Raw genomic sequence first — 14,542 nt, 5'->3', positions numbered from 1 at the left:
TCTATCTGCAACCTCAAAACTGTGTTTTGAGCAACCTATGGCTAACTTCCTATGTTTGCTTTTTGATTTTTATTGAGTATAAAACACCATAAAAAATGAACTTGAGTTACCAAGTTCATTTTTTCTTATAGTCTATTTCCGACATTAATACGGTTAATGGCACGTTGCAGTGCAATCTTCGCACGACGTTCTTGGTCAATCAAGTGTTTGTCTTGTGCTTCTTCAATTGCACGTTCTGCACGAAGTTTGGCACGTTCTGCACGACTGATATCGATATCACGAGCACGTTCTGCAGAGTCAGCGACGATTGTAATCATATCATTGGCAATTTCAATAACGCCACCGTTTACTGCAATCCAGTTCACGTGATCTTTGTCATCAATACGTTTCACCTTTACTTCATCAACTGCTAAAACCGCAATCATATTTTCATGTCGTGGCAAGATCCCCATCTCACCATCCAGAGTTCGAACCGATACATAGCTGGCATGGTGATCATAGACGAGACCATCTGGTGTCACGATCTGGACAGTTAACTGAGCCATAGATCACCTCTTAAAATCCCATTTTTTCAGCTTTTGCAATCACATCTTCGATAGAACCTACACCACGGAAGGCATCTTCTGGCAAGTGGTCGTATTTACCATCAAGGATTTCCTTAAAGCCACGTACCGTTTCAGCAACTGGAACATAAGAACCTGGCTGACCAGTAAATTGTTCCGCAACGTTGAAGTTTTGTGACAAGAAGAACTGGATACGACGGGCACGAGCAACCAAGGTCTTTTCTTCATCAGAAAGCTCATCCATACCAAGGATAGCAATAATATCTTGCAATTCATGGTAACGTTGAAGGACACGTTTTACTTCAGCAGCAACTGCATAGTGCTCTTCTCCAACGATTTCAGGTGCCAAGGCACGTGAACTTGAAGCAAGTGGGTCAACGGCTGGGTAGATACCCAATTGTACCAACTTACGTTCCAAGTTTGTAGTAGAATCCAAGTGAGCGAAGGCTGTTGCTGGCGCTGGGTCAGTATAGTCATCCGCTGGCACATAGATAGCCTGGATAGAGGTTACCGAACCCTTCTTAGTTGATGTAATACGCTCTTGCAATTGACCCATTTCCGTAGCAAGTGTTGGTTGGTAACCAACGGCTGATGGCATACGACCCAAAAGGGCAGATACTTCTGAACCAGCCTGAGTGAAACGGAAGATATTATCGATAAAGAGAAGCACGTCTTGGCCTTCTACATCACGGAAGTATTCAGCGATTGTCAAACCAGTAAGGGCAACACGCATACGTGCTCCTGGTGGCTCATTCATCTGACCAAATACCATGGCTGTTTTCTCGATAACGCCTGATTCTTTCATTTCCCAGTAAAGGTCGTTCCCCTCACGAGTACGTTCCCCAACACCAGTAAATACTGAAATACCACCGTGTTCTTGGGCAATGTTGTGAATCAACTCTTGGATTAAGACGGTTTTACCAACTCCGGCACCACCGAAGAGTCCAACTTTACCACCTTTAAGGTAAGGGGCAAGAAGGTCGATAACCTTAATCCCTGTTTCAAGGATTTCAGAAGAGGTAGACAACTCATCAAAAGTTGGAGCTTTTTTATGAATTGGCTGACGCTCTGCATCTTCTGTAAAAGGAGCTTCCAAGTCAATGGTATCTCCCAAAACGTTGAAGACACGTCCCAAAGTTTCTTTACCTACTGGTACAGAGATTGGACGACCTGTGTCCAATACTTCCATTCCACGAGTCAAACCATCTGTTGATTCCATGGCGATAGTACGGACCATACCATCTCCCAACTCTAAGGCTACTTCAAGGACGATTTTTGTTTTTCTTTCGTCATTTTTGTAGACGACAAGTGCATTGTTAATCTCAGGAAGTTTTTCCCCTGCTGCAAACAAGACGTCTACAACGGGACCGATAACCTGAGCAATTTTACCTGAACTCATCTCCTTCTCCTATTCTATATAAGATACTGTCGGTTCCTAGCTCAACTAGGTCCTAAGTTCATTTTCATACGAGCTGGACTAAAGCCTATTCTAAGGCACTAGCACCTGCTACGATTTCTGTAATTTCTTGTGTAATCGCCGCCTGTCTGGCACGGTTATACTGAATTGTCAAATCATTGATGACTTTCTTAGCATTATCTGTCGCTGTTTGCATAGCGGTCATACCTGCAGCATTTTCAGCTGTCTTGGCATCGATAATAGCACCGTAAATCATACTTTCTGCAAATTGAGGCAACAACTGCTCCAAAATTTCTTCTCGGCTGGTTTCCAATTCAAAAGTCAAGCTGTAGTCTTCATCCGCTTCATTTGGATCCAAGTCAACAATCGGAAGCATTTGTTCCACACGCATTTGACTGGTTAGCGTATTGACATGGTGGTTGTAGCAAACATAAAGCTCATCAAAGAGTTCATTTTGGTACATTTCAACAGTTTTTGAAATAATCTTACGAACTTGATCAAAGCTAGGTTGGTCTGCCAAGCCACGTAGTTCATAAAGTGGTTGAATACCACGAGCCTTAAAGAAATCAGCTCCCATTCCACCAATACAGATCATTTCAAAACCTGTACCGTCTGGGTGGTATTCTTCTTTCAACTCCATAACGGCTTTCAGAATAGAGGAATTATAACCTCCAACCAAACCGCGGTCTGAAGTGATAACGATATAGCCTGTCTTCTTCACAGGACGGCTAATCAGCATGGGATTGGTTGAGCCACCAGCTCCATTACCATGAAGAATATCTGTCAAAAGTTTGCGAACTTTCTGAGCGTAAACTTGGAAGTTGCGAGCAGCTTCTTCAGAGCGACCTAGCTTAGCAGCTGATACCATTTGCATGGCATTAGTGATTTGACTCGTATTTTTTGTTGAGGCGATTTTTGTTTTAATATCATTTAGAGATACTGCCATCTGACACCTCTATTCTTATTGGAAGCTAGATTGATTGAGAAACTCTGTAATCGCAGCATCCAAGACTGCTTCTTCTGGCAAGTCTTTTGTATCACGAATGGTTTCCAAAATCTCTGGATGTTGAGCATCAAAGAAGGCATGGAACTCTTCCTCGAAACGAACAATATCATCTACTGGAACAGTATCCAAGAAACCATGTGTCAAAGCATAGAGAATGGTTACTTGTTTCTCAACAGGTAATGGTTTGTGAACAGGTTGTTTCAAGACCTCAACTGTACGACGACCGCGGTTCAACTTAGCCTGTGTTGCTGCGTCCAAGTCAGAACCAAACTTAGTGAAGGCTTCCAATTCACGGTATGAAGCAAGGTCGATACGAAGTGTACCAGCAACCTTCTTCATGGCTTTGATTTGCGCAGAACCACCTACACGTGATACAGATGAACCCGCATCGATGGCTGGACGAATACCTGCATTGAAGAGACCATCACCAAGGAAGATTTGTCCATCAGTGATTGAAATCACGTTGGTTGCGATATAGGCTGAGATATCTCCTGCTTGGGTCTCGATAAACGGTAGGGCTGTAATTGATCCACCACCAAGTTCATCAGAAACTTTAGCTGAGCGCTCAAGCAAACGGCTGTGAAGGTAGAAAACATCCCCTGGGAAGGCTTCACGACCTGGAGGACGACGAAGCAAGAGTGACAGTTCACGATAAGCTACCGCTTGTTTTGATAAATCATCATAAACAATCAAAACATGTTTCCCTTGGTACATAAATTCTTCCGCCATGGCAACCCCAGCATAAGGAGCTAGGAAGAGCAATGGAGATGGTTGTGAAGCAGAGGCTGTCACAACGATTGTGTAATCCAAGGCACCGTACTGACGTAGTGTTTCTACTTGCGTACGAACTGTTGATTCTTTTTGTCCAATCGCAACATAGATACAGATCATATCTTGACCTTTTTGGTTCAAGATTGTATCAATCGCAATGGTTGTTTTCCCTGTCTGACGGTCCCCAATAATCAACTCACGTTGACCACGACCAATCGGTACAAGGGCGTCAATAGCTTTCAAACCAGTTTGCAATGGTTCTGATACAGACTTACGTTGCATAACACCAGGAGCTGGCGCTTCTACTGGACGAGTTTTATCAGTGTGGATTTCTCCAAGACCATCAACTGGACGACCAAGCGGATCCACAACACGACCAATCAGACTTTCACCTACTGGGACTTCCATGATTTTACCTGTACGGCGGATTGTATCGCCTTCACGGATATCTGTAAAGTCACCTAGGATGATAATACCAACGTCTGTTGACTCCAAGTTTTGAGCCATACCATAAGAGCCGTTTTCAAAAATCAACAACTCTCCACTCATGGCATTTTCAAGGCCATGAGCACGTGCGATACCATCCCCGATATAGGTTACAACACCTGTTTCAGTCACATCAAAATTGGGTTTGAAATTTTCAATTTGTTGCTTAATTAAAGCGCTGATTTCTTGTGCGTTAATTGCCAAAAGAACACCACTTTCTATTTCAAATTTTCTTTAACAACTTTAAGTTGTTGTTTAATACTCACATCAATTGTCTTGTGATTGGCAAAAATGACAAAACCACCAATGAGACTTTCATCGATTTGTTCTTTTACACTCCGCACTTTCAGAGACATTTTCTTCTCAATCAAAGGGAGCAAACGACTCTTTTGTTCATCCGTTAAAGGATGAGCAGCAGTAATCGTCACTTCAAATCGATTTGTTTCTTTTTCAAGTCGGTTCAAGCAATCTACAAGCACATCATAAAAAAGATTTGCTCTGTGATTGTAGGCCAGAACCTGGATAAAGTTTTGTATTAAAGGTGACACAGAGTCTTGAAAAAAAGCAATTGTTTTTTCCTTGTCAGACTCGTCTACTGCCACTTGTTTTAAAAAAGAAGGCAGACCTGTTTCTTCAGCAACTTGCTTGATTTGAGTCAAGTCTGAAAAGATACGGGCTTCTTCTCCTTTTTCAAGTACCAATTGGACAAAAGGCATGCTGTATTTTTCAATTACCTTTACTGTTTTCTTGTCCATTAAGCTTCTCCTAGCTGATCGATATACTGATCAATGAGTTCTTTATGGGCATGACCGTCAAGGTTTTGTGAGATGATTTTACCAGCTAGGCTGATGGTCAAATCTGCTACCTCACCCTTAACGCTTTGTAAAGCTTCAGCTTTGTTTTGAGCAATTTCTTGGTTTGCTTTTTCTTTTAAGCGTCCTGCTTCTAGTTTAGCATCTACTAAAATACTAGCCTTACTTTTCTCAGCTGTTGCTTTCGCATTCTCAATGATTGCCTTGGCTTCTTTACGGCTACCAGCCAATTCATCTTCGCGTTTTTGAGCCAATACTTCTGCTTTTTGACGGGCTTCTTCAGCACTGTCAATATCAGTAGCAATTTTTTCAGCTCTTTCTTCGAAAATGCCTGTAATATTAGACCATGCAAATTTTTTAATCAAGACTAGCAAAAGAATAAAAGAGCCAGTGATTAAAATAAAATTACCAATCAATTCACCTACTGTTACGTGCATCAGTTACTCCTTTCTATTCCTCTTCAATATTAATCTTATTCCCTAAATACACAGATGTCAAAAGAGTAAAGACATAAGCTTGGATGCAGGAAATAAAGACAGAAAATGCAGTCCAAGCCAAATTAGCTCCAAAGGCTACTGGATACCAATAAATAGCTTGGTGGGAAAGAAGAAGTAACAAACTCGTCATGACCTCTCCTGCAAAGATATTCCCAAAAATCCGCAAAGCCAAAGATAAGAAGTTTGTAAATTCTTCCAAGATATTCATCGGTATGACAAAAACAGGACTCATAAAAGATTTTATACTTTTTTTAAATCCACGACGACGAACGCTTTCTATATGTGTCAACAAAATGACAAGAAAAGATAAGGTTAAGTCATACTGTAAATTAGCGGTTGGCGAACTCCACCAGTTAGTCCCATCGATCGTTTGAAGCTTTGTCATTAAGCCAAGGTTATTGGCAATCACCATGAAAAGAAATAAACAAAGGAAAAAGAGTGAGTAATCTTTCATGTAGCGCGAACCAATGTTAGGTTCTGTAAATCCAATAACAAAGTCATAGACATACTCAAGTACATTTTGCTTTCCTTTGGGTTTCAAGGTCATATTGCGGCTTGCCCAATAAATAAAGACAAAAATAACTCCCACAATCAACAAGGTCATGGCTAACATAGTCAGATTGAAGATAACAGGACCAATAGAGATGATTGGATTAATACTTTCTTCCATCTAAAATCCTCCCTTTTCTTCTCGTTCCATGTATTTATTTGATAATAAATGAGAAGACAAGAGTTACAAAGAAAGTTCCTTCAATAAAGGCAACACCTAAAAACATCAAACTACGAAACTCAGAAAGCATATCTGGTTGGCGTGCTACTGATTTAAACAGTCCATTCATCAATAAACCTTCACCGACAGATACGCCCATACAGGCAATACATAAGCCTAAAAATGTTAAATTCATAACGAATTCTCCTTTAAAATAAAATTTACTTACTTAGTGTAGTCCTAAAATTTAAATTTGTCAACTTTTTTTGCACATTGGAAGCGTTTAATGAAAATTACTTCCATTTTCTTTCGTATTTCACTCTATTCTGAAAAACTTGTGTATATTTACTGAAGCTAGCAAGTCTTACCTGTAAATTTAATGAAAGCAACACAAAATCCGAGAGGGGAATCTCGGATTAAGGTCAATCTATTGTTAGTAGTTCTTATTTAATGTTTATTAAGCACGAACTGTGACGCTGGTTCCATCTTCCTTATAAAGATTGATAAGCCCCTCTTTAAGAGCTCGAACCATATCTCCTGCTTGCACAGGTTGTGGAACCTTGATTGTCAAGAGTTCCATTGGATTTGGAGCGCGATCGATCTTATTTCCTTTGGCATCGTGCAAATCTTCGATATACGTTTCAAAATGACGGAAACCTGGACCATAAAACTCAACTTGGTCGCCTTCGTTAATCACGTTCCGTTGACGAATAGTTGCTGTTTGTGTCGCCTCATCATAAGAAACTACCTCAGCGACAAACTTATACTCAGGAATTTTACGACGAGCACCAAACAACTGCTCATTTTCAGATGGTGTACCATAGTAGAAACCTGTTGCCAATTCACGTTGGGCAACCTTCCACATCTCGTCCACCAAGTCTTGTTTGATAGCTTCAAACTTTTCAGGACTTTCAAGATAGGCATCCACAGCCGCCTTGTAGCAGTTGGTTACTGTTGATACGTAGTGAATAGACTTCATACGTCCTTCGATTTTTAGACTGTCCACACCATTTTCAATCATATCTGGGATATGGTCAATCATAGACATATCAACGGCTGACATTGAAAATTCTTCTGGAATCTCACCCTTAAGGCTCTTACGTTCTTTCCCAAATGGCATATCGTAAAGGTCGTACTTCCAACGGCAAGACTGAGAGCAACCACCACGGTTAGCATCACGCATACTCATATGGTTTGAAAGAGTACAACGTCCAGAGTATGAAATACACATAGCTCCATGGACAAAGGCTTCAATTTCAACATCTGTACGTTTGCGGATTTCAGCTAATTCTTCCATTGAAACCTCACGCGCTAAAACGACACGAGTCAAACCCAGTTCTTTCCAGAACTCAAGAGTTTCATAGTTAGTGGCACTGGCTTGAGTAGAGAGATGGATTTCAAGACCTGGTGCTTCTGTCGCTGCAATCATAATCAAGGCTGGGTCAGATACGATAACTGCTGCAATGCCGATATCACGTAGTTTACGGAACCACTCACCAGCACCAGCTTCATTTCCTTCGTGCATAACCATATTGGCAGCTACATAGACCTTAGCTCCATACTTAGCCGCAAACTGCACGCCTTCTTCCATCTGTTCGAAAGTAAAGTTGCCTGCACGGCTACGAAGACCATAGGCCTGACCACCGATAAAGACAGCATCTGCCCCATACTGAACAGCTACTTTTAGCTTCTCTAAAGTCCCTGCAGGTGATAAAACCTCAGGACGTTTTAATGTTTTTGTCATGTTTTCTCCTATTTGCAATATAAAAGTTTGACGTTTTTCCTTCTCATTTTATAGTAAATAAGGGATAAAATCAAGCCTAGACGGATTGTTTTGACAATTCTAATCTTTTAAGCTGTGCATCATGACTGATAAACTGTCGAAAATTCACCCAGTTTTAACAAGTAGTCAAAAAGTCTAGAAAAGTAAAAACCAGTACCCAAAGATACTGGCTCATTAAACTACATAAATTAGTCCTTAGTTAACTACTCCCACTCAACTGTTGCAGGTGGTTTACTTGTAATATCATAGACGATACGGTTCACATGATCCACTTCATTTACGATACGTACTGAGATTTTTTGAAGGACTTCCCAAGGAATTTTGGCAAAGTCAGCAGTCATACCATCAATAGAGGTGATGGCACGGATTGCAATCGTGTAGTCATATGTACGACCATCACCCATAACACCAACTGAACGAACTCCTGTGTTAACAGTGAAGTATTGCCAGATATCGCGGTCAAGGCCAGCTTTAGCAATTTCCTCACGAAGAATAGCGTCTGACTCACGAACTGTTTCTAGTTTTTCTTCAGTGATTTCACCCATGACACGGATCGCAAGTCCTGGTCCTGGGAATGGTTGGCGCCATACGATATGGTCTGGCATACCAAGCTCTGTACCTAGGGCACGAACTTCGTCCTTATAAAGAGTGTTGAGTGGTTCGATGAGTTCAAACTGCATGTCTTCTGGAAGACCACCCACGTTGTGGTGTGACTTAATAGTTTGAGCTGTATCTGTACCAGACTCGATAACGTCTGTATATAAGGTCCCTTGAGCAAGGAATTTCACACCTTTGAGCTTGCTTGCTTCGTCATCGAATACATAGACAAACTCGTTACCGATGATTTTACGTTTTTGTTCAGGGTCAGAAACGCCAGCAAGTTTATCAAGGAAACGTTTAGCAGCGTCTGCTTTAACGATATTCAAACCAAACTTACCACCAAGCATGTCCATAACTTGGTCCGCTTCTCCTTTACGAAGAAGACCGTGGTCTACGAAGATACAGATCAATTGATCGCCAATCGCTTTTTGGAGAAGAACCCCAACGACAGATGAGTCTACCCCACCTGATAGACCAAGAAGGACACGTTTGTCACCGACTGTTTCACGGATTTTTTGAATCTGCATGTCAATGAAGTTATCCATTGTCCAGTCGCCTTTAGCCTTACAGATGTTAAGGGCAAAGTTACGAAGGATATCATTACCGTATACAGAATGACGAACTTCTGGGTGGAATTGGATACCGTAAATGTGTTTATCTGGATTTTCAATGGCTGCGTATGGACAGTCAGCTGAAGTTCCAGTACGAACGAAATCAGCAGGAATCTCTGTTACAGCATCACCATGACTCATCAATACAGTCTGTTCATCAGGTGTTGATTCAAAAAGAGCTGATGGTGTGTGAGTAAGAGTTGATTGACCATATTCACGATTTCCAGCATCACCTGCAGGAACAACTTTTCCTCCAAGTTTATGGGTCAATAACTGCATACCATAACAGATTCCCAAAATAGGAATTCCAAGTTCGAAGATTTCTGGGTCAATATCAAATGAACCATCTTCGTATACAGAGTTTGGACCGCCTGAAAGGATAATTCCTACAGGATTGATTTCACGAACTTCAGCAGCTGAAATTTTATGGCTCTTTAGTTCTGAAAAAACACCAATCTCACGGATACGGCGTGAAATCAGCTGGTTGTACTGGCTACCATAGTCCAATACGATGATTTTTTCGACATCTTTCAAATCAGTTGAAATGTTACTCATCTTTTTCCTTTCTCAAAAGAAATATCTTTTCCAATATTCTATCACAAATAAGACCTAATTACCAACTAAACAAGGCGAAGTTTGACTTTTTCTAGTTTATTGGGGTACAATAGAGAAAAGATAGAAATGAAGAGAAAAATATGCTACCTGCTTATATGAAAATCCACGATCAGATTAAAAAGGATATTGACGAACATCGTTGGGCTATTGGGGAGAGGCTTCCCAGTGAACGAGATTTAGCAGAGCAGTTTGCAGTCAGCCGCATGACCCTCCGCCAAGCCGTATCTCTATTAGTCGAAGAAGGTGTTTTAGAGCGTCGTGTAGGAAGCGGCACTTTTGTTTCCAGTACACGTGTACAGGAAAAGATGCGAGGGACAACCAGTTTTACTGAAATTGTTAAGTCCCAAGGTAAAGTTCCCTCTAGCCAGCTCATTTCCTACAGAAAAACCATTCCCAATGAGCAAGAAGTTGCTAAGTTAGGAATTTCTCCAACCGAAAACATTATCCGAATGGAACGTGTTCGCTATGCCGACAAAGTTCCTCTGGTTTATGAGGTTGCTTCTATTCCTGAAAAATTCATTAAGGACTTTAAAAAGGAAGAAATCACCAGTCATTTCTTCCAAACTTTGCAAAAACATGGCTACCGCATCGGTAAATCACAGCAGACTATTTATGCTCGCCTTGCTAAAGAAAAGATTGCCCACTATTTGGAAGTTGAAAAAGGACATGCTATTCTTGGTCTGACTCAGGTTTCCTACCTAGAAGATGGTACTGCATTTGAATACGTAAAAAGTCAGTATGTAGGCGAACGTTTTGAATTTTATCTTGAAAACAATTAATACTCTTCGAAAATCAAATTCAAAACGTGTCAACGTCGCCTTGCCGTACTCAAGTACAGCCTGCGGCTAGTTTCCTATTTTGCTCTTTGATTTTCATTTAGTATAAAATACTACGCAAAAACTCTCTGTCACGGACAAAGAGTCTTTTTTATTTCTCTAACAATAAATCTTTCAACGAAATCAAAGTGACTGCAATTAAAATCATTGCCATACCAAGAAAATCAATAGGATAAAATTGTTCATTCATAATTAGGAAAGCAAAGAAAACCGCCGAGATTGGTTCAATTGAAGCCAACAAACTTGACTTAACCGGCCCAATCAGACTGGCTCCTTTTAGAAAGGCTGTATAGGCAAAGACAGTCCCGATAAGGATAATACCTGCAAAAGCAAGGAGAAAATCAAGACTTGTTGGGATAGCAGTCTGTAGAACTCCTGTAAAAGGAAGGGCGACCAAACCTGCTATGACCATTCCCACACCAATGACCAAACTGCTCCCCCACTTCTTAATCAAGGCTATGGGCAAAATGATATAAAGTGCGTAAGTCAGAGCAGAAAAGAGACCCCAGAACAGACCTGCAGGTGTCATAGATAACTGGTCCAACTGCCCATGAGTTGCGATCAGGAAGGTTCCTCCGATAGCTAATATGATAGAAACAATCTCTCCTAGTGTCGGCGCCACCTTATCCTTGATACAGCTATAAATCAAAATCCCGACAGGACAAACGTACTGAAGCACCGTCGCAGTTCCTGCATTGGTTTCCTGAATAGCAGTTAGATAGGCGAATTGGTTGAGGAAGAGACCAATCAGAGCAAAAATAAGAAGAGACAGCAAGCTCTTTCTATCCTTTAAAAAGGCCAGCATTTTATCCTTTGCAGTAGCATAAGCCAAGAGCATGAGAATTCCACCAGCGATTAAAAGACGCAAGTTGGTCAAAACCAGAGCCGAAATTCCGTGTGCCATCAGGTATTGGCCACTCGTTCCTGACAAGCCCCAAGCAATCCCAGCCACAACTGTTAATAGAGTCCCTTTTAAACTATTTGACATGTCTCTCCTTACTCTTCTTTGCGAATCAAGTCCATCACTTGATTGCGGTCTACAATCCATTGAGCCCTCTCATCCTTTTCATAGGTACGATTCGATAGGAAAATGACCGCTTCTTGCTTCTGACGATTCCACATGATAAAGGTACCTGTATAGCCCGTATGGTCTAGCCAATCTCCTTCCAAATTCCATGCTAAAGAACGTTCCTTGTCATCCAAAGGAGAAAAATTTTGACTCAAATTTCTTGCAAAATCATCTGCTAAATAGTGTTCTAAAAAGATTTGTAAATCCTTTACTGTCGAAAATAAACCGGCACTACCAGCGTGTCTGCCCAAAAGGCGAGCCTTGGGATCATGTACCAGACCTGCCTCTACACCTCTGACTGTTGGAACAGCAAACTCAACAGGACCAAATTGGGTTTCCGTCATTCCCCAAGGTTTAAAAACTTGCTCCTGTAAAATCACATCCAAATCTTGATTAAAGATTCTTTCCAAAATAAAACCTAAAAGCAAAAAATGAACATCCGAATAAAGAAAGGCAGGCTGACTTCGTCTGTTGAGATGAAACATGGCTTCCTTTAATTCTGAGGCTGTTAAAAGATCACGATTGGGAATAAAAGGATCAAGATCTGTAGCATGAGTCAAGAGCTGGCGAATAGTGATGTCTGGATAATCACTCTCAGCTAAAAAATCTGTTACAGGCCTATCAATATCTAATTGACCTTTTTCCCACAAAAAGGTAAAAACTGTACCAACCCCAACAACCTTGCTGACACTGGCTAGGTCATAAACTAGTCCTGCATCTGTCTGCAAGCCATGCTCTGGGTCACTCTGTCCTAAATAGCACTCCGTCCATTGATTGTCCTTAAAATACGCAAAAGAGGCTCCGGGATAAATCCCTGCCTCGATTTGTTCTTCTATTTTTTTAATAATCTTGGTCCACTTCATACTTCTTCAAACCACAATTCAACATTATTTCGATCTTTTCCAAGGAAGAATTTTTCAGACTTAGGAATAAAATATTCGGTAGACTCAAACTTCTGGCTAAGACTTGCTATATCTAGTTCATTGACCAGAAACTTGAGCATAGACAAGTCCCAAGTAACTGTATTGTCCACAGTCAAATCTTGCCCCTGAGCTGGGATAAAATCAAGGGATGCCCCAATTTCAGATGATTCCAAGAAACTTTCGATATCAGTTGGGAGATGTAATTCCATAGAAATATCAAATTTACTCAAAGAACTTGATTCCAAATCTGTTTGAAATTCAGGCTTTTCTTCTACTTCTACTAGACTAGCTCTATCATCTTCCGCATGAATCAAAATCAAATCATCTTCTGGAGAGAAAATTTCAAAAGCATAGCCATTTTGACCTTTATATAATCGATGAATCGAATCTATTTTAGATAAGAGTCCTTCGATTTCCATGGAATTTTCCACCTTGACAACCAATCTAGCTAGTTTTTTTCTTCCCTCTACCTTACGAGTACGCATACTTGGAGCTTCTTCTAAAACCAGCTTTTCAAGACCCGTTTGATCCCCTAATGACAAAAAGGCTGACTCTTCTAACAAGGCCTTCATGCCGAGGGTTTCGATATAAAATGTTTCATTTAATTTTCTATTATTAACTTTTAAAGTAGGAATAATCCGTACAATCTGATTTACATTCATAAATTCCTCCAACTCTTTTATTTTAAAGGATTTTAGAATTTTTTACAAGATATTATGCTCAAATTTACCGATTTTTCATAAAAATTTCATCTAAAAAACCGAGGCTTTCCTCGGTTTCAATTTCTTATAGGTAAAGGAATTTGAAGATAGCTACTGCCGCAATTGCTGCTGCGATAGGTGCTACTACCGGTACCCAAGAATACCACCATTTTGAATCACCTTTGTGCTCACCAAGAACTGATTTTGGAAGGAAAGCATGAAGGAGACGTGGTCCCAAGTCACGGGCTGGGTTCAAGGCAGGTCCTGTAGGTCCACCAAGTGATGTTACCAAAGCCATAACAAGGAAACCAAGTGCCAAGTGAGCTACTGAAAGTCCTGAAGCAGTGTGTGGAGCAACCTGTGCTTTAATAGCCAAGTCAGAAAAATCAACTGTTTGTCCTGCTTGTGTTGCCATTTGTTTCATGTATTGAAGCACTTCAGCACCAAAGAAGTTTTTAGTCAAACCAAGAGCTGCAAAGAACAAAACAAATGAACCAACAAACTCGTTAATCAAACCATTGACAGTTGCTGCATAGCGACTTTCTTTTGTACCATGGTCAATACTTGAAATAGTTGAGAAAGTTCCCAAGATGTTATTTGGGTTTTCAGTTTTCAAGTAGAATGGACGGTGTGTTGCCACAACTAAGGCTTGACCAAAGATAGCCCCCAATACTTGCGCGATAATGTAAGGTACCACTTGTGCCCAAGGGAAAAGACCGCTAACTGCAAGTCCTAGAGTGAAGGCAGGGTTGATGTGGTTCCCAGATACGTTACCAAACATTAAGGCTGGGATCATAACCCCCATACCATAACCAACAGCGATGACGATCCAGCCACTTTGGTGACCTTTCGTACCTTTAAGTTCAACGTTGGCAACTGCACCATTCCCAAGAATGATCAAAATGGCAGTTCCCAAAAATTCAGTGGCATACTTCAGTGCCCATGTGAAATCCATTTGCTAGATTCTCCTTAAAATTTTTTAGATAATTCTTATTCTATCAATTTTTATATCTTTTAGCAACTACTTTCCCAAAAGATTATATAAAAAAGCGATTTTATTTATTGTAATACTCAATGAAAATCAAAGAGCAAACTAGGAAGTTAGCCGCAGGCTACTCAAAACACCGTTTTGAGGTTGTAGAT

General features: G+C 40.7%; 15 protein-coding genes. 1 reads left to right on the top strand and 14 read right to left on the bottom strand.

The annotated features are described in order from the left end of the window. Positions 1-125 precede the first annotated feature (125 nt). From HT714_RS03770 to guaA, 10 genes are all read right to left on the bottom strand, one after another. The gene (locus tag HT714_RS03770; RefSeq protein ID WP_000068050.1) at positions 126-545 is read right to left on the bottom strand and encodes a F0F1 ATP synthase subunit epsilon; all 420 of its coding nucleotides are present in this window, start codon (positions 543-545) and stop codon (positions 126-128) included. 10 nt (positions 546-555) lie between these two features. After that, positions 556-1,962 carry a F0F1 ATP synthase subunit beta gene (atpD, locus tag HT714_RS03765; protein ID WP_000094360.1) on the bottom strand — a complete coding sequence of 469 codons (1,407 nt, stop codon included), beginning with the start codon at positions 1,960-1,962 and terminating at the stop codon, positions 556-558. Positions 1,963-2,047: 85 nt separating this feature from the next. Further along, positions 2,048-2,926 carry a F0F1 ATP synthase subunit gamma gene (locus HT714_RS03760; protein ID WP_000301222.1) on the bottom strand — a complete coding sequence of 293 codons (879 nt, stop codon included), beginning with the start codon at positions 2,924-2,926 and terminating at the stop codon, positions 2,048-2,050. A 15-nt stretch (positions 2,927-2,941) separates the two neighbouring features. Further along, the gene (atpA, locus tag HT714_RS03755) at positions 2,942-4,447 is read right to left on the bottom strand and encodes a F0F1 ATP synthase subunit alpha (protein ID WP_023942963.1); all 1,506 of its coding nucleotides are present in this window, start codon (positions 4,445-4,447) and stop codon (positions 2,942-2,944) included. A gap of 14 nt (positions 4,448-4,461) precedes the next feature. Further along, entirely contained in the window at positions 4,462-4,998 is a 537-nt protein-coding gene (locus tag HT714_RS03750; RefSeq protein WP_173226499.1) for a F0F1 ATP synthase subunit delta, read from the bottom strand. Beyond that, the gene (gene atpF, locus HT714_RS03745; protein WP_112444247.1) at positions 4,998-5,492 is read right to left on the bottom strand and encodes a F0F1 ATP synthase subunit B; all 495 of its coding nucleotides are present in this window, start codon (positions 5,490-5,492) and stop codon (positions 4,998-5,000) included. The genes HT714_RS03750 and atpF overlap by 1 nt, the downstream gene beginning before the upstream one ends. Positions 5,493-5,505: 13 nt before the next feature. Further along, positions 5,506-6,222 carry a F0F1 ATP synthase subunit A gene (gene atpB, locus HT714_RS03740; RefSeq protein ID WP_000392851.1) on the bottom strand — a complete coding sequence of 239 codons (717 nt, stop codon included), beginning with the start codon at positions 6,220-6,222 and terminating at the stop codon, positions 5,506-5,508. Positions 6,223-6,256: 34 nt separating this feature from the next. After that, a complete protein-coding gene (locus HT714_RS03735) occupies positions 6,257-6,457 on the bottom strand; it encodes a F0F1 ATP synthase subunit C (RefSeq protein WP_001054562.1) in 201 nt (66 codons plus the stop codon). Positions 6,458-6,718: 261 nt separating this feature from the next. After that, entirely contained in the window at positions 6,719-8,005 is a 1,287-nt protein-coding gene (locus HT714_RS03730; protein WP_173226497.1) for a U32 family peptidase, read from the bottom strand. Positions 8,006-8,247: 242 nt separating this feature from the next. Next, the gene (gene guaA / locus HT714_RS03725; protein WP_173226495.1) at positions 8,248-9,810 is read right to left on the bottom strand and encodes a glutamine-hydrolyzing GMP synthase; all 1,563 of its coding nucleotides are present in this window, start codon (positions 9,808-9,810) and stop codon (positions 8,248-8,250) included. A gap of 140 nt (positions 9,811-9,950) precedes the next feature. On the opposite strand from guaA, the gene HT714_RS03720 reads away from it, so the two are divergent. Continuing rightward, complete coding sequence (locus tag HT714_RS03720; protein ID WP_057487639.1) at positions 9,951-10,649, top strand: GntR family transcriptional regulator; 699 nt, start codon at positions 9,951-9,953, stop codon at positions 10,647-10,649. A 148-nt stretch (positions 10,650-10,797) separates the two neighbouring features. On the opposite strand, the gene HT714_RS03715 is transcribed toward HT714_RS03720, so the two are convergent. From HT714_RS03715 to gla, 4 genes are all read right to left on the bottom strand, one after another. Next, positions 10,798-11,694, bottom strand: coding sequence for a DMT family transporter (locus tag HT714_RS03715; protein ID WP_173226493.1), 897 nt, complete (start codon positions 11,692-11,694; stop codon positions 10,798-10,800). A gap of 8 nt (positions 11,695-11,702) precedes the next feature. Then, positions 11,703-12,638, bottom strand: a complete 936-nt coding sequence (locus HT714_RS03710) for a serine hydrolase domain-containing protein (protein ID WP_173226491.1) — start codon at positions 12,636-12,638, stop codon at positions 11,703-11,705. Then, positions 12,635-13,360: a CppA N-terminal domain-containing protein gene (locus HT714_RS03705; protein WP_173226489.1), complete on the bottom strand. Its 726-nt coding sequence runs from the start codon at positions 13,358-13,360 to the stop codon at positions 12,635-12,637. Before HT714_RS03705 ends, HT714_RS03710 begins: the two co-directional genes overlap by 4 nt. A 124-nt stretch (positions 13,361-13,484) precedes the next feature. Beyond that, on the bottom strand, positions 13,485-14,354 hold the full coding sequence (gla, locus tag HT714_RS03700; protein WP_173226487.1) for an aquaglyceroporin Gla: 870 nt from the start codon (positions 14,352-14,354) through the stop codon (positions 13,485-13,487). Between the last annotated feature and the right edge of the window lie 188 nt (positions 14,355-14,542).

The sequence above is a fragment of the Streptococcus sp. 3705 genome (assembly GCF_013277145.1).
Lineage (GTDB): Bacteria > Bacillota > Bacilli > Lactobacillales > Streptococcaceae > Streptococcus.
This window is presented reverse-complemented; position numbering and strand designations above follow the sequence as displayed.